5 protein-coding genes are annotated in these 18,862 nt (G+C 70.1%); 1 reads left to right on the top strand and 4 read right to left on the bottom strand.

Annotated features, from left to right (window positions below; genetic code table 11):
• Positions 1 to 89 precede the first annotated feature (89 nt).
• Positions 90 to 2,432 (bottom strand): NADP-dependent malic enzyme, encoded by a 2,343-nt coding sequence (locus tag NGK70_RS04400; protein WP_256490834.1) that lies wholly within the window; start codon positions 2,430 to 2,432, stop codon positions 90 to 92.
• Positions 2,433 to 2,691: 259 nt separating this feature from the next.
• Here NGK70_RS04400 and NGK70_RS04395 point away from each other — a divergent pair, with 259 nt between their 5' ends.
• On the top strand, positions 2,692 to 4,824 hold the full coding sequence (locus tag NGK70_RS04395; protein WP_251972159.1) for a sensor histidine kinase: 2,133 nt from the start codon (positions 2,692 to 2,694) through the stop codon (positions 4,822 to 4,824).
• 32 nt (positions 4,825 to 4,856) lie between these two features.
• Here the strand turns inward: NGK70_RS04395 and NGK70_RS04390 are convergent, their stop codons facing one another.
• The 3 genes from NGK70_RS04390 to NGK70_RS04380 form a co-directional block, all read right to left on the bottom strand.
• Positions 4,857 to 6,410 (bottom strand): sensor domain-containing diguanylate cyclase, encoded by a 1,554-nt coding sequence (locus tag NGK70_RS04390; protein ID WP_251972158.1) that lies wholly within the window; start codon positions 6,408 to 6,410, stop codon positions 4,857 to 4,859.
• Entirely contained in the window at positions 6,407 to 17,848 is an 11,442-nt protein-coding gene (locus NGK70_RS04385; protein WP_251972157.1) for a DUF4347 domain-containing protein, read from the bottom strand. The genes NGK70_RS04390 and NGK70_RS04385 overlap by 4 nt, the downstream gene beginning before the upstream one ends.
• 129 nt (positions 17,849 to 17,977) lie before the next feature.
• Positions 17,978 to 18,856, bottom strand: a complete 879-nt coding sequence (locus tag NGK70_RS04380) for an efflux RND transporter periplasmic adaptor subunit (RefSeq protein WP_251972156.1) — start codon at positions 18,854 to 18,856, stop codon at positions 17,978 to 17,980.
• Positions 18,857 to 18,862 lie beyond the last annotated feature (6 nt).

Raw genomic sequence — 18,862 nt, 5'->3', positions numbered from 1 at the left:
GCACCCTGTTTTGGGCCCGAAACAGGCCCCTGGGCATCCGCATCCAGGAGCAGAAAGTGCAAACACGGGAATGTTTGCACCCACTCACTTCATCGAACGGCGTTCGCATCCGCCACGGTCAGTGCGGTCATGTTGACCACCCGGCGCACGGTGGCCGAGGGGGTCAGCACATGCACCGGCTTGGCCGCACCCAGCAGGATCGGGCCGATCGCGATGCCACCGCCGGCCGCGGTCTTCAGCAGGTTGTAGCTGATGTTGGCTGCGTCGATGTTGGGCAGCACCAGCAGGTTGGCCTCGCCCTGCAGCCCGCAGCGCGGCATCAACTCGGCACGGTAGGCCGGGTCCAGCGCGGCATCGCCGTGCATTTCGCCGTCCACTTCCAGCCAGGGCGCCTGCAGCTGCAGCAGCGCCAGGGCATCGCGCATCTTCACCGCCGACGGCTGGCTGCTGGAGCCGAAGTTCGAGTGCGACAGCAGCGCCACCTTGGGCTGGATGCCAAAGCGCAGCATTTCCTCGGCGGCGAGCAGCGTGATCTCGCAGAGCTGCTCGGCGCTCGGGTCGTAGTTGACATGCGTATCGACCAGGAACACCTGCCGCCCCGGCAGCACCAGGCCATTCATGCAGGCGTAGGTGCTGACGCCCGTGCGGCGGCCGATCACCTGGTCGATGTACTGCAGGTGATAGGCGGTGGAGCTCCAGGTGCCGCAGATCATGCCGTCGACGTGGCCATGCTCCAGCAGCATCGACGCCACCAGCGTCATGCGGCGGCGCATCTCGATCTTGGCGAGCTGCTCGGTGACGCCCTTGCGCTCCATCTTGCGGTGGTACAGCGGCCAGAACTCGCGGTAGCGCGGATCGTCCTCGATGCTGATGACGTCGATGTCGCGGCCGATCTCCAGGCGCAGGCCGAGTTTCTCGATGCGCTGCTCGATGATGCTGCGCCGACCCAGCAGCACCGGCAGGGCCAGGCCCTCGTCGACCACGACCTGCACGGCGCGCAGCACGCGCCGGTCCTCGCCCTCGGCATAGGCGATGCGGCGCGCCTTGGCGCGCTTGGCCACCGCGTAGACGTTCTTCATCATCGAGCCGGAGGCGTAGACGAAGGCGCGCAGCTTCTCCCGGTAGGCCTCCATGTCGGTGACCGGCCGCACCGCCACCCCGGAGGCCACGGCCGCCTCGGCCACCGCCGGGGCGATCTGGATCATCAGGCGCGGATCGAAGGGCTTGGGGATCAGGTACTCCGGGCCGAAGCTCAGGTTCTGGCCGCGGTAGGCGGCCGCCACCACGTCGCTCTGCTCCACCTGGGCCAGCTCGGCGATGGCGTGCACTGCGGCGATCTCCATCTCGTCGGTGATGGTGGTCGCCCCGCAGTCCAGTGCGCCGCGGAAGATGTACGGGAAGCACAGGACGTTGTTGACCTGGTTCGGGTAGTCGGTGCGGCCGGTGGCCATGATGGCGTCGTCACGCACCGCCTTGACCTCCTCGGGCATGATTTCCGGCGTCGGGTTGGCCAGTGCGAAGATGATCGGGCTGGGCGCCATCGAAGCCACCATGTCCGCCTTCAGCACCCCGCCGGCCGACAGGCCCAGGAAGACATCGGCGCCGGCGATCGCCTCGCGCAGCGTGCGCATCTCGGTGGGCTGGGCAAACTCGGCCTTGTCCGGATCCATCAGCTCGACACGGCCCGTGTAGACCACGCCGGCCAGGTCGGTCACGAAGATGTTCTGGCGCGGCACGCCCAGCTTCACCAGCAGCTGCAGGCAGGCCAGCGCCGCAGCCCCGGCGCCGGAGGTGACCAGCTTGACCTGGTCGATGCGCTTGTCAACCACCTTCAGCGCGTTCAGCAGGGCCGCACCGACCACGATCGCGGTGCCGTGCTGGTCGTCGTGGAAGACAGGGATCTTCATGCGCTCGCGCAGCTGGCGCTCGACGTAGAAGCAGTCCGGCGCCTTGATGTCCTCCAGGTTCACGCCGCCGAAGGTGGGCTCCAGCGCGGCGATGATGTCCACCAGCTTGTCGAGGTTGCGCTCGTTGATCTCCAGGTCGAAGACGTCGATGCCAGCGAACTTCTTGAACAGAACCCCCTTGCCTTCCATCACCGGCTTGGCCGCCAGCGGGCCGATGTCGCCCAGGCCGAGCACCGCGGTGCCGTTGGTCACCACGGCGACCAGGTTGCCGCGCGAGGTGTAGCGGAAGGCATTGGCCGGGTCGTCGACGATCTCCTCGCAGGCCGCCGCCACGCCGGGCGAGTAGGCCAGCGCCAGGTCGCGCTGGTTGACCAGCTGCTTGGTGGCGACCACCTCGATCTTGCCGGGCGTGGGCAGCTCGTGGTATTCGAGCGCGGCGCGGCGCAGTTCGGCACGCTTGTCCTGTTCAGTGGTCATGGCAGCAGCGGAAGGAAGCTTGGAGGGGCCCGGGGAAGGCGGGGGCAGGCGGCGGAGTTCCGCCTGGATTCACGACCGGGCCAGCCTGTGTTGCCGCGCCTGCAAGCGCGCGCAGGCCAACCTGTCGCATGGGGGACGCGGATTCTAGGAAGCCAGCTGCCCGCGCGCCACTGTGGATCCACCCGATGCCGCATGGCCTCATGCGGAGAGGACATGACGTTGCGCCATGCCTCATTGCGGGGCACGGTGCGGCGATGCGTACGAACGCGTACGACCCGCCACCTCGGGGCGCGCGGATACTGTGCCCATGAGCGCACCGGCATCACTGCCACCCACCGGACCCGACGCCAGCGCCGCACTGCCCTCCCCGTCCGCGCGGCGCCGACGCCGGCTGCTGCTGTGGTCGGCCCTCGTAGCCCTGCTCGTAGCCGCGCAGGGCGCCCTGCTCTGGCTGACCTGGCAGCTCGAACACGTGCGGGTGCAGGAGTCCACCGACGCCGCCGCCGCGGTGGCCGCTGCCGACGTGCGTCAACGCCTGACCGACCAGATGCAGGCGCTGCAACAGCTCCTCTGGCTGGAGCCGGGCAGCCCGGCCTGGACGGCCGCTGCCACGCCCGTGATGCGGCAGTACCGCGAGCTGATGCGCATCGAGCTGCGCGACGAGGCCTTCGGGCTGCACAGCACGGTCGTCTCACCCTCCCACCCCGGGCAGTTCGGCACCATCCCGCGCCAGGACATGAGCGTGGACGCACAGACCGCCTGTGCCACCGCCCAGCGCTACTCGACGCCGGCCTTCTCGCGCACCTATTTCGTCCCCACCACCGGCGGCCTGGGCATGGAGGTGGTGGACCTGTGCCTGCCCAGCCTGGCCGATGGCCGGGCCCGGGGCGCGATGATCGGCACCATCGTGCTGCGCGAGTTGCTCGAACAGGCCGTACCGGCCGCCACCCTGCGCGAGCACGAGGTGCTGCTGGTCGAGGCCGACGGCACCCGGCTGGCGCGCGCCGGCATCCGGCGCGGCGCCGGGGTCTATACCGCCGAGCGGCTGATCGACCTGTCCGGCCTGCTGCTGCCGCTGCGGCTGGACAGCGTGGCGCAGGCGCCGCGCTGGATCCCCAACCTCTCGGCCGCGCTGGTCATTGCGCTGGGCGTCGCGCTGGCCGGCGTGGTGACGCTGCTGGGCTACGACGTGCGCCGCCGCGCCACCGCCGAGCAGAGCCTGGCCGACGCGCTGGCGGTGCGCAAGGCGATGGAGGACTCGCTGGTCACCGGCCTGCGCGCGCGCGACCTGAACGGGCGCATCACCCACGTGAACGCCGCGTTCTGCCAGATGGTGGGCTACAGCGCCGAGGAGTTGCTGGCCGCCACCACGCCACCGTACTGGCCGCCGGAGATGGCTCCCGAGTACGCCCGCCGGCAGGCCGAACGGCTCGCGGGCGCCAGCCCGCCGCGCGAGGGCCACGAGACGGTCTTCATGCGCCGCGGTGGCGAGCGCTTCCCGGTGCTGATCTTCGAGGCGCCGCTGGTGGACGGGCGCGGCCAGCACGCCGGCTGGATGAGCTCGGTGCTCGACCTGGGGCCGCAGCGCCGCATCGAGGAGCTGTCACGCCAGCAGCAGGAGAAGCTGCAGGCCGCCTCCCGCCTGGCGACGATGGGCGAGATGACCACCCTGCTCAGCCACGAGCTGAACCAGCCGCTGGCGGCCATCGCGAGCTACGCCACCGGCTCGCTCAACCTGCTGCCCGAGAACGATGCCGACCCCGCGGCCGACCTGCCCACCCAGCTCATGGTGCGCCAGGCCACCCAGCGCATCGCCGAACAGGCCGAGCGCGCCGGCCGGGTGATCCGCAGCGTGCACCAGTTCGTGCGCCGCCGCGAACGGCTGCGCGAGACGGTGCGCGCCGACGAGCTGATCGAGGCGGTGCTGCCGCTGATCCGCCTGGCCGCGCGGCGCAGCCACAGCCGCGTCGAGATCGCCCTGGACACCCCGGTGCCGCGGGTGACCTGCGACCGCACGATGGTCGAACAGGTGCTGCTGAACCTGGCACGCAACGGCATCCAGGCGATGGAGGACGAACGGATCGCCCCGGCCGACCGGCTGCTGGAGATCCACGTCCACCCCGTCAGCGAGCGCTGGGTGGAGTGGCGCGTGGCCGACCACGGCCTGGGCATCCCGGCCGCGGTGGGCGAGCAGCTCTTCACCCCCTTCTTCACCACCAAGCCCGAGGGGATGGGCATGGGCCTGGCCATGTGCCGCACGGTGATCGAGCAGCATGGCGGCGCGCTGGAGTTCAGCAGCCAGGCCTGGGTGGCCCATCCGCCGGCCGATGAGCCCGGGCACGCCTTGCCGCGCCTCCCGCATGGCAGCGTCTTCCGTTTCACGCTGCCCGCGGCGGGTGCGCCGCCTGGGCGTGGTGCCACCCCGGCGCCACCGGTCTGACCGGCGGCTGGCCCCCAAACGCCCTCAGCGATTCACGCCAACTCGCGCTCGTGGACGGTGACGCGATTGCGCCCGGATTCCTTGGAGCGATACAGCGCCTGGTCGGCGTGGTCGATCAGCTCCTTCAGCGTCTTGGCACCCGTGAGCAAGCTGGCCACGCCGAAGCTGGAGGTGATCCGGCGCACCTGCGTGCCGCGGATCGCACTCTGCGCATGCGACTCGATCTCGGCACGCAGACGCTCGGCCACCTCGGCGGCCACGGCCGGGGTGCTGCCCGGCAGCACGATGCAGAACTCCTCGCCGCCGTAGCGGCACAGGATGTCGGTCGGCCGGATGCCCCCCGTCAGCGCACGCGCCACCACCTGGATCACCTGGTCACCCACGGCATGGCCGTAGGTGTCGTTGAATGACTTGAAGTGGTCGATGTCGCTCATGATGCAGCACAACCCGCTGTGGGCCGCCCGGGCCGCCTCGAAGGCCACCTCGGCCGCCTCGAAGAAAGCGCGCCGGTTGTAGCAGCCGGTCATCGGGTCGCGCGACGCCAGGCGCTGCAGCTCCTGGTTCTTGGCATCCACCTCGGCCTTGGCGTGCTCCACCTCGGCCAACGCCTGGCGCAGATCGGCATGGCTGCGGTGCAGCGCCGTCTCGTCGTTGAAGCTGACCATGCAGCCGCGCACCTTGCCCCGGTCGTCCACGACCGGCGCGCTGGTCACCAGCAGGTGCAGGTCCGGCTCGCCCGGGCGCGGCAGCCTCAGCACCTCGTCGGTCACGTTCTCGGCGCTGTGGAGCGTTCGCTCCCAGGGCGGCACCTCTGGCTGCCCCTCGTCGCGCCCGTTCAGCAGCCAGCGCAGGGACTGGATCGGCTGGCCGTTCAGATCCACCTGGGCCGCCGGATGCATGCGCCGGAAGGCCGCATTGGCCAGCACGATGCGGGCCTGCTGGTCGAGGATCAGCAGGCCCTCGGTGAGGTTGTCATAGGCGCGGCGCACGCGGTCCGGGATCGTCGCGGACGGATTCAGGTACTGCATCGCCCGGCTCAGGTAGGCGTGGCTGAGCAGGAAGCCCCCCAGACCGAGCACGACCAGCAGTTGCACTCCCGGCTGTGCCAGCCACTGGCGCAGGCCGCCTGAGGCCAGCGGCACGAAGGTCATCTCCACCTCGCCCCACAACTGGCGGCCCGCCAGGATGGGCACGCGCAGGTGGTTCAGGTCGGAGGCCTGTTGCTGCGAGCGCTCGGCCAGTGACGGCAGCTCGCCTCGCTGCATCACCAGGGCGCCATCGTGGCGGTGCACGCTGATCGAACGCACCTCCGCATTGCGCGCCAGCACCTGCTGGATGGTCTTGCCCAGCGCGGCATGGTCCCCCGACTGCAGCAGGCTGGTCAGCTGTACCGCGAGGTTCTCGGCCACGCGCTTGCGCAGCATGCGCTCATACTGGCCATGGCCGGGCACCACGCCCAGCACCAGGTCCGCCACCAGCAGCAGCGAGATCAGCAGCGCCGTCAGCCCGAGGCTGATGCGCGTGACCGGTCGCATGCCCCAGCGGGGCCACAGTCGCCCGGCGGGCCGGGCAGGCAGGGAGCTCATCGCGGATCGTTCTCCATCGCGTCGTCAGAGGCGCCCGACAGCAACCGGTCGAAGGCCATCTCGTCGCGCTCTGCCTCGTCATCGGCATCCCGGTTCCAACCTTCAGCCCCATCGTCGTCCGGCAGCACCGCCAGCAGGTCCACATGGCGCCAGGTCGGCAGCGAACCAAGCAGGCTCGTCACCAGCCCACCCGCGCGCAGCGCCCACCAGACGCTCCCGGCCGTCAGCACGGCACCCGCCGCCTGCGCAGCGTCGGTGGCCAGCGTCAACTCCTGCGACGGCGCATCGCCCTCATCGGCCAGCCCGCTGGATTCACTGCTGCGGCCGGCGCGGCGCGGTTCCACCAGCGCAAGCGTCTCCACCACCTGGTCCGGGTTGTCCTGGCCAAGATCCAGCTCCCAACCGGCCTCGAACAACAACTCCAGCCGCGCCAGGCGCTGCGCGGCCTGCTGCTCCCGCTCAGACGACGGCAGGTCCACCACCAGGGGCGTGCGATGCACCGCTGCGGTCGTTGCCGCCACCTGTCGGCTCGCGTGCTGCGCCGCATCCTCCGCAGTGCTGGCACCCTCGACCACCGCCTGCAACACGGCCGCCTGCATCGCCTCCCCACCGCCGCGCTCGCCATCGCGTGCAGAGCCGATCGACTTGACGGTAGCGGTCCCCATCGGCGCCGGGGGCCCCGGCGGCAACGCAGGTCCCGCAGGCTGCGAAGGATCGTCCGGCGCATCCGGCGTCGCCCCAGCAGAGCCAGACTCGTCACCGGGCATCGCCAGCAACGCCGTGGTCTCGTGCGACACCCGCACGCTCACCGGCTGCTGCGTGCCGGCACCGTCGCCCACCGCCAGCACGAAACTGGGCAGGTTGCTGGAACTCAGGGCCACGAAGCGCACCCGATGGCCGGACACATCGGCCTGCGTGAACTGATCGATCGCCACACCCGGCTGGTCCACCGCCTCGAAGTGCCCATGGGACATCGAAGTCACCCGGTACACCACCTCCGTGGAAGGCGAGTCCACATCGGTGGCCAGCAGCTGCGCATCGGAGAGCAGCAGCGACGCCCCATCCGTCAACGTCAGCTCGACGCGCTCCAGACGCGGCGCGTCGTTCACGGCCTGGACATCCAGCACCACCTGCTGGCTGTCCGCTGCCCAGACACCCGCGACATCGGCCACGCGCACCTGCAACACGGCCAGCGCAGCCCCAAAGGCATCCGCAGGCGGCTTGTAGATCAGGTGCTCCAGGCGATCGGAGCCGATCTCCTGCCCCGCCACCACGGCCACACCGTCCAGGGTCAGGCTCCCAACGCCGGGCAGCCCCTCGATGCGCACGGCCCCCAGGGCATCGGCCGAGTCCACATCCGCAAAGCCGAAGTCGGCGGCAGAAAAGGTGTGACCCTGGTCTTCGACCAACTCGACCACCCCATCGACCGCCGTGGGTGCGTCGTTGACGTTGGTCACCGCCGCAGTGCCCGCACTCGCCACGCTCTCGCTGGCGCCCAGCGCATCGGTGTAGCTGGCCACCACGCTGAGCACGGCGCCCACGTCAGCCTGGCTGGTGGTGTAGCTGCTGCCTGTCGCCCCGCCAATGGCCACGCCGTTGCGCTGCCACTGGTAGTTGATCGTGCCCAGTCCGTCGGCGTCGGCCAGGGTGTTCGTCGCGGTCAGGGTCTGGCCCTGCGTCGGTGTGCTGTCGTCGATCGTGACACTGCCGGTGGGCGCGTCGTTGACGTTCGCGACTGCGCTCGTGTCGGCACTGGCCACGCTCTCGGCAGATCCCAGCGCGTCGGTGTAGCTGGCCACCACGCTGAGCACGGCGCCCACGTCGGCCTGGCTGGTGGTGTAGCTGCTGCCCGTCGCGCCGCCGATGGCCACGCCGTTGCGCTGCCATTGGTAGCTGATCGGACCGAGTCCGTCGGCGTCGGCCAGGGTGTTCGACACCGTGAGCGTCTGGCCCTGCGTCGGCGTGAGGTCGTCGATCGTGACGCTGCCGGTGGGCGCGTCGTTGACGTTCGCGACTGCGCTCGTATCGGCACTGGCCACGCTCTCGCTGGCACCCAGCGCGTCGGTGTAGCTGGCCACCACGCTGAGCACGGCGCCCACGTCGGCCTGGCTGGTGGTGTAGCTGCTGCCCGTCGCGCCGCCGATGGCCACGCCGTTGCGCTGCCACTGGTAGCTGATCGGACCGAGTCCGTCGGCGTCGGCCAGGGTGTTCGACACCGTGAGCGTCTGGCCCTGGATCGGTGTGCTGTCGTCGATCGTGACACTGCCGGTGGGCGCATCGTTGACGTTCGCGACTGCGCTCGTATCGGCACTCGCCACGCTCTCGGCAGATCCCAGCGCGTCGGTGTAGCTGGCCACCACGCTGAGCACGGCGCCCACGTCGGCCTGGCTGGTGGTGTAGCTGCTGCCCGTCGCGCCGCCGATGGCCACGCCGTTGCGCTGCCATTGGTAGCTGATCGGACCGAGTCCGTCGGCGTCGGCCAGGGTGTTCGACACTGTGAGCGTCTGGCCCTGGATCGGTGTGCTGTCGTCGATCGTGACGCCGCCGGTGGGCGCGTCGTTGACGTTGGTCACCGCCGCAGTGCCCGCACTCGCCACGCTCTCGCTGGCACCCAGCGCGTCGGTGTAGCTGGCCACCACGCTGAGCACGGCGCCCACGTCAGCCTGCGACGTGGTGTAGCTGCTGCCCGTCGCGCCGCCGATGGCCACGCCGTTGCGCTGCCATTGGTAGTTGATCGGACCGAGTCCGTCGGCGTCGGCCAGGGTGTTCGTCGCGGTCAGGGTCTGGCCCTGCGTCGGCGTGAGGTCGTCGATCGTGACGCCGCCGGTGGGCGCGTCGTTGACGTTCGCGACTGCGCTCGTGTCAGCACTCGCCACGCTCTCAGCAGATCCCAGCGCGTCGGTGTAGCTGGCCACCACGCTGAGCACGGCGCCTACGTCGGCTTGCGACGTGGAGTAGCTGCTGCCCGTCGCGCCGCCGATGGCCACGCCGTTGCGCTGCCATTGGTAGCTGATCGGACCGAGTCCGTCGGCATCGGCCAGGGTGTTCGTCGCGGTCAGTGTCTGGCCCTGCGTCGGCGTGAGGTCGTCGATCGTGACGCTGCCGGTGGGCGCGTCGTTGACGTTCGCGACTGCGCTCGTATCGGCACTGGCCACGCTCTCGCTGGCACCCAGCGCGTCGGTGTAGCTGGCCACCACGCTGAGCACGGCGCCCACGTCGGCCTGGCTGGTGGTGTAGCTGCTGCCCGTCGCGCCGCCGATGGCCACGCCGTTGCGCTGCCACTGGTAGCTGATCGGACCGATTCCGTCGGCGTCGGCCAAGGTGTTCGTCGCGGTCAGTGTCTGGCCCTGCGTCGGCGTGACGTCGTCGATCGTGACGCCACCGGTGGGCGCGTCGTTGACCGGCAGGACGTTCAGGCTGCGACTGACCAGGGCGCTGCCGAGACCGGAGTACACGTCCGTGACACTGAAGGCCAGCGTGCGGGCGTCGGCGGTGGGCGCCTCGCTGGTGTTGGCGTAGGTGACCGAGCGCAACGCCTGCTGGTACTGCGCCACGGTGGCTTGGCCGCTCAGGGTCAGGATCCCGGCGTTGGCGTCCCAGCTGCCGGTGATGCCGAACTGGCTGGTGAAGGCGAGCACGTCTTCGCCGGCCTGGTGGTTAGCGCTGATCCGCACCGTTGCGCCAGCGAGATGGGTGCTGTCGGCATCGCTGACAGTCAGCGCCGGGTCGACCGCCACCGGGGCCGAGTTCTCCGTGTAGCTGGTCGCCGTGCCGGAGACAGCCACGACGGGCGCCTGCGGCAGGACGTAGCTCACCGACAGGTAGGGCCGCTGGCTGACGGTGCCGTTCTCCGACGAGGCAAAGGTCCACAGGTCGGCGTTGTCCGAGATGAAGGCCCAGCCATGGTTGGCCTCCCCGTTGGCCCAGGCCTGGACCGTGGCGGTGAGCTGGGCGCTGCTGAGGTGGTTCCAGCCGGTCGAGCCGGCGCTGAAAGTCAGCAACGCGGAGCCGGCCTCGGCGCCGCCGGTGCTCACCCCGCTGATGAGCGAGTCGAAAGTGGACGCCTCCGTCCAGGGCTGCAACATGCGGTGCAGGGCCACGAAGTCGAGCGCATCGGCATTGGTCACGTAGACCGACAGGCTCACCGACTGAATGATGGCGCCGGCGGGAATCTGGCCAGCCCCCGTGCCGAACAGGTTGTCAAAGCGCAGCAGCGCCGCATCGCGGAGGCTGTTGTCGTCGGCCACGACGGTGGTCTGCGCGCCGTGGTCCGTGCCCGGTGAACTGGTGCTCACCCAGGTGTCCTGGGTACCGCCGTAGCCGTCCGCCCCTTCCTGGAAACGTGCGCCACCGACGGCGATGTTGAGGCTGTCACTGTCAGCAAGCGCCCCGCCGCTACCGGTGTTGCCGAGGTCGTTGGTGGCCAGGCTCAGCACGGCGCTGCCCTGGTAGCCGGCGGCCGGGGTGAACACCAGCCCGTCCAAGGCCGCGTTGATGGCCGCGGCCGTGCCCGTGAAGGTCATGCTGGCGTCGGCCGTCCCGTCGCCGGTCGTGAAGCCCAGCCCCGCCATGCCGGCCAGTGTCAGCGTGCCGTGGGTCGCCGACAGGGTCACCGACAGCGCCGCGTTGGCGGCATCCGCGTCGCCGATGCTGATCGCGTTGCCGTTCGCCACCGACAAGGTCAGCGGCACATTGACCGGGGTGACCTGGGTGCCCGGTAGGGCGTTGACCGGTGCGTCATTGACCGCCATGACGCTCAGCGATGAACTGGAGGCGCCGAAGCTGAACGCCGTGCTGCCGCCGTACACGCTGGCATCGCCCAGGCCCCCCGCGACGCCGCTGGTCTGGTCCCAGGCCTGGTAGGCGAACGGGCCGGTCACGCCGTTCCAGTCGGCCGCGGGCACGAAGCGGATGCGCGCCACGGTGTCGGAGGGCAGCAGGCGGGCGTTGGTCTGGGAGACCGCGCCGATGTCCTGCCAGGTCGTGCCGTCCAGCGTGTACTGCCAGGTGCCGTGGCTGTCATCCACGCTGGTCACGGCCAGGCCCTTCAAGGCACCGGCATCGGCGTCGTTCGCACCGTCGGCCAGAAAGGAGACGAGGAAGCCGCTGTTGGTGACGTCGTCCTCGCTGACGGACGGCAGTGCGGAGCTGCTGCTCAGGGTGGGCGCGTCGTTGACCGGCGTGATCGACAACGTGCCCGACACGATGTTGCTGCTGCCGCCGGCCCCGTCGGTCAGGTAGCCGGCCATCGTGCGCACCGCCGTGGACGGGCTCTCGGACACGTTCTCGTAAGTGACGTTGCGCGCCAGCGCCTGGACGGCCACGGTGGTGGCGCTGGAGTTGAACGTGACCACCAGCGGCGTCAGTCCGTCCGTGCCCCCGGTCCAGTTGCCGATCACCACGCCTTCGTAGCTCACGTCGGTGCCGGACACGCCGATCTGGCCCGCCCCACTGCCCTGGTTGCGGATGGCGATGCGGTCCTCCGCCTGGCCGTTCTCGGCGAAGTAGACATGCAACTGCCCACCGGTGAGGGCGGTCCCATCGACATCGGCCACGGTGGCGGCGGGTGCGACGATCAGCGCCCCGGCGTTCTCGGCAAGGACCGTGCTACCGCTGACGAAGCTGATCAACGGTGCGTCGTTGACCGCCACCACGGACGTGGAGAGGGACTCCAGGCTGGCACTGATCGCAGAACTGCCGCCGGGGCTGGTGGCATCGGCCGTGACGCGCGTCGCGCCGCTGGTGTAGGCGCCCGCGTAGCTGTCGTCCAGTGCCCGCACCGACAGGCTGTCTGGAAAGCCGTTGAAATCCGCCGCCGGCAGGAAGCGCACGCGCGTCGCGGCATCGAGCGCCAGCGACTGCGGATAGGCGATGGCGTCGATGTCGTGCCAGTTGCCGCCCGCATCGGTCGAGTACTGCCAGGCGCCCTGGGACGCGTTCAGCGGGTTGTGCGTGACGAGGATGCCGCCCAGGGAGGCGCCCGCATCCACGTCGGCAAAGGAGCCGGAGAACAGGTTGGCGATGGTGTCGCCCGGCGGGTTGGCCGCGTCCTCGGTGGTCGCGGCCAGCATGGCGCCGCCGACCGTGGGGCTGTCGTTGACCGCAGCCACCGACACGTTGCGCGTGGCAGTGTTGCTGTCAACCATACCGTCGTTGACCGAGAAACTCACCGTGCGCGTCGCAGTGCTCGGGTTGTCCGAGCCGTTGGCGTAGGTGATGCTGCGCAGCGCCGCCTGGTAGTTCGCTACCGTAGCGCTGCCGCTGAGCGTGAGCACACCGGTACCGGCGTTCCAGCTGCCGGTAATGCCGTTCTGGTTGGTGAACGCCAGCACGTCCTGGCCGGAGGCGTAGTTGCCCGTGATCTGGACGGTCGCGCCGGAGAGGTTGGTGCTGTCGATGTCCGTCAGCGTCAGCGTGGCAGTGACGGCGGTGGCAGCGGCGTTCTCGCTATAGGCCAGCGCGCTGCCTTCGACAGCGGAGATCACCGGGGCGTCGTTCACCGACGTGACGGTCAAGGTGACGCTGCCCTGTTGCGTCGTCGACGCGAGCTGCGCCACTTCCTGGCTGCTCAGGTCACGGTTGTAGATCTTGACGCTGTCGAGTGCGTTGCCGTAAAGCCTGCTCGGGTCGCCGTCCTGCCGGCCACCCAAGTACAGGCTGCCGGTCGGGTCGAAGGCGTCGCCGCCGCGTGAATCGCTTGCGCACAGGGTCCCGTCCAGGTAGATCTTCGACGTGCCTCCGGCCGCCACCACCAGCGTGAACTCGTGCCACTGCCCGTCTCCCACGAGCGAGTTGACATCCACGGTGAGCACGCCCGAACCCGCACCGTCGTTCGAGTCGCGCATCACGGCGCGCATGACCCCGGCGTTGCCCACCCCGGCACCGCTTTCGCCGACGAGGATGTTCAGGCTGTTGACGGCCGTGTAGTCGCCATGAGAGTAGAGGTACTGGTAGGTGCTGCCCGAGATGTCGTCGAGCCGGAAGCTGAACGAGACCGTGAAGGCGTTGGTGTAGGTGAAGTCGGGCACGACGACGACGTCATCGATCTCGTCGAACTGCATCGCGGAACCGGCGTCACCGGTCACAGCGGTGGTTCCGGTGACGGTGCCATGGGCACCACCGACAACGTCGTTGCCATTGCCTTCCAACGCCCAATAGTGGACGAGCCCGGAGCCGTCGCTGACCAGGTACTGAAAGCTGTCGCTGCCGTTCCAGTTGGCATTGGGCGTGTAGCTGTAGCTGCCGTCGGCGTTCAGTGTCAGGCTGCCGTTGCTGGAGCCGGACACGAGGGTGGCCGTCAGCGCCCCCCCGTCGGCATCGGTGTCGTTGGCCAGCACGTTGCCGTTGATGGCCACGTCCTCGTTGCCGGATCCTGCATCGGCGGCGGCCACGGGCAGGTCGTTGGTCGCCGTCACCGTGATGTTGCGCGTGGCGGTGTTGCTGCTGGTGCCGTCGCTGACCGTGAAGCTCACCGTGCGTGTGGCCGTGCTCGGGTTGTCCGACGTGTTGGCGTAGGTGATGCTGCGCAGCGCCGCCTGGTACTGCGCCACCGTCGCGCTGCCGCTCAGCGTCAGCACGCCCGTGCCCGCATTCCAGCTGCCGGTGATGCCGTTCTGCGTGCTGAAGGCCAGCGTGTCCTGCCCGCTGGCGTAGTTCGCACTGATGCTCACCGTCGCGCCGACGAGCGTGTCACCGTCCGCATCACCCACCGTGAGAGCGCTGTCCACGGCCGTGGTCGCGCCGTTCTCGGTGTAGGCCAGGACGCTGCCGGTCGTGGCGACGACCGGGGCATTGTTGACGAACGGCTTGAGGGACAGCGCCACGGCTGCCCACTCGCCGGCCCCGCCTCCGTTGGTCGTCCAGGACATCGTGACCGAAGCGGCGCCGGCCTCGGTGCTGGAGCCGGCCCAGGAGTCGTTTGCACCAGTGCCGGCCTTGCCAGTCCACAGCAGGGTCTGCCCAGCGCCCACCACCTGGCTGTCGACATCGCGATCGGCCACCGCGTCGACGACCAGTTCGCCCACCGCCGAGGCCAGCGTCAACGACGGATCGCCGGAGCCGGAACCGGTGGTCACGCTGCCGAAGGGAGTGGTCTGGCTGACGTTGTAGAAAGTGGTGGCGCCGGCCGTGGCGTTGGCGCTGCCGCTCAGGGTCACGACCACGTTGGCGGTGCCGGTTGGCGGCGCCAGCAGGTACCACATCTCCGCACGCACCTTGCCGCTCGGGTCGACCCGGCTGCCCACCTGGGTTAGCGCGGTGCCGCCATAGGTGACCGAGGTCACCGGCACATCCTGCCGGACCGACACGGTGACGATCAGGATGTCGTGGCTGCTGGCCGAGGTGGTATGGAACCAAGTCAGGGAGGTGGCCCCGGTGGTGGTCGCCGACGAACTGGCGCCCGCGCCGATCTGCTCGTCCACGTTCGTGACGGTGACCGCCAGCGCTTGCGTATCGGTGGCGCTGCCGTCGCTGACCTGCACGGTCACGTCATAGACGTTGTCAGCACCGCCGTCGGTCGGGTTTTCGTAGTCGGGTGCACTCACGAAACTCAGCACGCCGCTGCCGGCATCGATGCTGAACTTGGCGGCATCGGCACCGCCCAGGATGCTGTAGGTGAGGGCCGCGCCCTCCGCATCGGTGGCCGAGACGACGGCGACCGTCGTGCTGTTCTCCGCCACGCCGACGGCCGCGGTCGCGCCGCCGCCGTTGCTGGTGATCACCGGCGCGTCGTTCACCGCCGTCACCGCCATCGTCACGACGGCCGGCGTGCTGGTCATGCCGGTGCCGTCGGAGACGGTCAGGTTGATCGTGCGGGTGGCTGTGCCGGGGTTGTCGCTGGTGTTGCGGTAGGTGATGTTGCGCACCAGCGCCTGCACCGCCGCCACGCTGGCGCTGCCGTTGAACGTCACGGTCAACGCTGTGCTGCCGTTGCCGAAGCTGCCCGCACCGGCTGAGCCGGTGTAACTGCCGATGACGGTGCCGCCATAGGTCACGTTGCTGCCCGACAGCCCGATCAGGCCAGCGCTGCTGCCCTGGTTGCGGATGCCCAGCTCGTCGCTGCTGCTGCCGTTGGCCGTGATCTGGTAGAGCAGCTGGCCACCGCTGAAGACGGTGGTGTCGGCATCGGTGACCGTGGCGCTGGCGTCAAAGATGACGCCAGCGTTCTCGACGTAGGTGCCGCTGTAGCCGCCGAGGGTGAGCACCGGCGCCACGGCATAGAGGTAGCGCTGCGCGAACACGCCGTCGCTGTCGCCAACGCCATTGCCGTGCCAGGCGACCACAAGGTGGCCGTTGGCATCGGCCGCCACACTGGGTACGTCCTGGTAGTCCGTGGTGGTGGTGTTGACGCGCGTCTCGGCGCTGAGCGCCGTGCCGCTGCCGTCGTACTGGCGGGCGTAGACGCCGTCGAAGCTGCCGTCCTGCGCCATGCTCTGCCAAGTGACGACGAAGCCGCCGCCGGTGGTCATCGCCACCACCGGATTCTGCTGGTTGTTGGTCGTGGTGGTGTTGATCTGGAATTCGCTGCCCTGCGCCACACCGCTGGGGTTGTAGCGCTGACCAAAGACACCCGAGACACTGCCATCCTGGGCGTAGCTTTCCCACACCACGACGAAGCCGTTGCCGTCCATCGCCACCACCGGCAGGCCCTGGTAGCCGGTGGTGTAGGTGTTGACCTTGAACGCGCCGCCCTGCGCCACGCCGCCGCTGTCATAGCGCTGGGCGTAGATGCCTTCGTCGCTACCGTCCTGAGCCCAACTCGCCCAGACGATCACGAAATTGCCCGCCGCGTCCATCGCGATGCTCGGCTCGCTCTGATCGTCGGTGGTGTAGGTGTTGACGCGGAACTCGCCGCCCTGCGCCACGCCGCTGCTGTTGTAGCGCTGGGCGTAGATGCCCGCCGAGTTGACGGCATCCTGGCTCCACGACTGCCAGGTGACGACGAAGTTGCCGGTGGCGTCCATCGCCACCGCCGCTTCCGTCTGGTCCAGCGCAGTCGTGGAATTCACCCTGAACTCGCCACCCTGCGCCACCCCGCTGGCGCTGTAGCGCTGGGCGAAGACGCCGTAGCTGCTGCCGTCCTGGCCGTTGCTCTCCCACACCACGACGAAGCTGCCGTTGCCGGCCATCGCCACCTGCGGGTTGCGCTGGTTGTCCGCGGTGTAGGTGTTGACCTGGAACTGGCTGCCCTGCGCCACGCCGGCGGCGCTGTAGCGCTGGGCATAGATGCCGATGCCGCTGCCGTCCACGCCCGAGCCGTCCATCCACACCACGACGTAGTTGCCGCTGGCATCCATCGCCACGGTCTTGGCCGACCAGTTCTCGGTCTGGCCGCCGCTGGTGGTGGTGTTGACCAGGGTTTCGCCGCCCTGGGCGGTCAGGCCCAGGCTGCCGCCCCAGGTGCCGGCCTGCAGCACGGTCGCCTGGAGGCGGCCGCGGCGGGTTTCGAGCTGCCAGTCGCCGCCCTGCGCGGCGGCGCCGGTGCGGTCGTCGCTGGCCGCCACGTCGGCCCCGGTGGCATCCGCCAGCGCCTGCGTGAACTGCACGCCGGCCTCGCCCGCGCCCACCTCGCAGCCGTAGAGCAGCAGGTCCGCGTCCGCGCTCAGTGCGCCGGCCCAGCCGCCCAGCTCGCCCGCCCGCGTGGCCAGCGTGGCCGTGTCGACCACGCCGCTGCCGAACAGCAGCTGCCCGCTCGCGCCGTGCGAGATCAGGTGCAGCGCATCGATGCCGCTGCGCCCGGCCAGCGCGGCGCTGACCTGCGCCAGGCCGTCACGGCTGGCATCGATGCGGATGACCTCGAAGACGACGTCGTCACTGCGGTCGGCCACCAGCTCGTCGAGCAGCGGGGCGATGTCGGCCACGCGCGCGTCGATGAAGACGATCTCGCTGCGCAGCGGCTGCACGGCGGGATCGGCAAGGCGGAGCAGCTCGCCACCCGGCCCGGCCTGCCAGCCGATCAGTTCGGCGCCGTCGGCCAGGGCGGCCAGAGCGGCCACCTCCCCCAGGCTGCGCTGCGTAGGCGCCGCGTCCTGCGCGGGCCCGACAAGATGCACCGCCGCCAGGCCCTGCTCGTGCCCGAGCAGTTCGGTGAGCTGCGCCTGCCGGTCGCCGTCGGCATCGAGCACGACCAGGTCGTAGCTGGCCGCACCGCCGCGCTGCCTGGCCAGGGCGTCCAGCACGGCGTAGGGATCGGCCACACGGGCATCCACCACCACCAGCTCGCGCCGCTGCGCCGCCTCATCCAGCATGGCCGGCGTAGCCAGGGTCTGCACCGCAGCAGCCGGGGCGGGCGCAGGCGGCGGGGCGATCACGCGCACTTCGGCCAGGCCACCCAGCGTGGGGTCGAGCAGCAGCGCCGCATCGGCCGAGTAGAGCACCCGAGGCTCCAACTCCTCGACGTGCAGGCGGGGACGGACGGGCGGGCGGCGGCGGCGGGTCATGGCAAGCGGGCAGGGCAGACGGCGGGCAGTCGTCCGAGTCTGAGCAGGCGCTGCCCGGCCGATCGGCGGATCAGCCGGGTGCGAACCAAGGAGATCGGCGCATCGCCATCCCCCGGCTCAGGAGCCGGGTCAGCGGTGGCGCGTGGCGCCTGGCGCCGGTTCGGCGGCAGCCACCGCCGCCGCGTCGATCTCGGCCTTGCAGCGCAGGCCGGCGGGCAGCGCCAGATCGGGGTTGGGCAGTTCCAGCTGGACGCGGAAGGTGTTGCTGGCCGGGTCGATGACCTTGTCCACCATCGTCACGCGGGCGATCAGCCGGGCGGCGCCGGGCAGCTCCGGCGAGACGCCGACCTTGCCGCCCACGCGCACCTGGCCGTACAGGCTGGTGGGCACGACGAGCTGCACGCGCAGCGGGTCGATGCGGGCGATGCGCAGCAGCGGCTTGTCGTCGGCGCGCTCGCCTGCAGCGGCATGGCGCTCGGCCACCACGCCGTCCATCGGGCTGCGGATGACGCGCTGCGAGAGCTGGGCCTCGGCCACGTCGCGCTCCTGGCGCGAGATGGCACGCTGCTCGCGGGCCTGCTTGAGCTTCTGGTCAGCCAGGCGGGCCTCGGTGCGGGCCTGGTCCAGCGCCTGCTGGGAGATGAAGCTCTGGCGGAACAGGTCTTCGGCCCGCACCAGGCGGTCGCGGTTGAAGGCAGCGTTGGCAGCGGCGGCCTCCAGGTCGGCGTTGGAATCGGCGCGCGACTTGGCCACGTCGAGCGAGGCGCGCTCCACCTCGGCGCGCAGCACCGCCAGCACCTGGCCCTTGCGCACGCGCTGGCCGCGCTCGACCTCGATGCGCTCGATCACCCCGGCCACCGGGCTGCCGACGTCGGCGCTGCGCTCGGGCTCGATCAGGCAGCCGGTGAGCGGTGCGGCCAACACGCCAGCCGGCCCGGCGAGGCAGGCGGCCAGGACGCACAGGCCGCGCCAGACAGAGGGGTGGAACAACGGGGTCGGTGTCTTCATGGTCAG

Source organism: Sphaerotilus microaerophilus (genome assembly GCF_023734135.1).
Taxonomy (GTDB): Bacteria; Pseudomonadota; Gammaproteobacteria; order Burkholderiales; family Burkholderiaceae_C; genus Sphaerotilus; species Sphaerotilus microaerophilus.
This window is presented reverse-complemented; position numbering and strand designations above follow the sequence as displayed.

What these genes read in the sequence shown, in the direction of transcription:
- NGK70_RS04390 (WP_251972158.1), bottom strand. Translation starts at nt 6,410, where the DNA reads ATGAGCTCCCTGCCTGCCCGGCCCGCCGGGCGACTGTGGCCCCGCTGG.
- NGK70_RS04385 (WP_251972157.1), bottom strand. Translation starts at nt 17,848, where the DNA reads ATGACCCGCCGCCGCCGCCCGCCCGTCCGTCCCCGCCTGCACGTCGAG.
- NGK70_RS04395 (WP_251972159.1), top strand. Translation starts at nt 2,692, where the DNA reads ATGAGCGCACCGGCATCACTGCCACCCACCGGACCCGACGCCAGCGCC.
- NGK70_RS04380 (WP_251972156.1), bottom strand. Translation starts at nt 18,856, where the DNA reads ATGAAGACACCGACCCCGTTGTTCCACCCCTCTGTCTGGCGCGGCCTG.